The sequence below is a fragment of the Kineococcus aridisoli genome (assembly GCF_050871885.1).
Classification (GTDB): Bacteria; Actinomycetota; Actinomycetes; order Actinomycetales; family Kineococcaceae; genus Kineococcus.
The window spans coordinates 1-553 of record NZ_JBJLSF010000185.1 but is presented as its reverse complement, the minus strand read 5'-3'; the positions used below and the strand labels follow the sequence as shown (position 1 = coordinate 553).

1 pseudogene is annotated in these 553 nt (G+C 71.8%); it reads right to left on the bottom strand.

Going from position 1 to position 553, the window contains the following annotated elements:
• Positions 1-553: pseudogene (locus ACRYM2_RS23195) on the bottom strand (hypothetical protein); the annotation flags it as partial.

Sequence of the window (553 nt, the reverse complement as noted above, 5' to 3'; positions counted from 1 at the left end):
TGGCCGGCGGGGTCCAGCAGGCGGATGCCGTTGCGGGATTCCTCGTCGCCTTCGGTGACGATCATGGAGCCGTCGGAGAGTTCGACGGCGACGCCGTGGTGGGCGGTGGGGGTCTTCAGCTCGCGGATCTCGCGGTCGGGGTCGGCGGCTTGGTCGCTGTCGAAGGCGGTGATCTGCCCGGTGCCGTCGTCGAAGAGGACGGTGCGGCCGGCGTGGTTGACCACGTGGCCGCCTTCTTGGGCGTCGAAGACGATGCCGGTGTCGTGGGGGGTGGAGGTGTAGTAGTGCGAGTGGTCGCCGTGGGGTTGTTCCCAGGTGCCGGCATCGAGCAGGTGCCAGCCGCCGGTGGCGGTGACGAACAGGTGGCGTCCGTCGCCGGCGGGGTTGAGGCGGGTGAAGCCGTCGTAGGGCAGGTCGGCGAGGGTTTGCAGGGTGGTGGCGTCCAGGACCTGCACGCCGCCGTCGTGGGTGATGGCCAGGCGGGGGGAGGCGGCAGCGGCTTCGGTGGCGGGGGCGGTGCTCGGCGTGGTGGTGGTGGGGGCTGCCTGCTCGG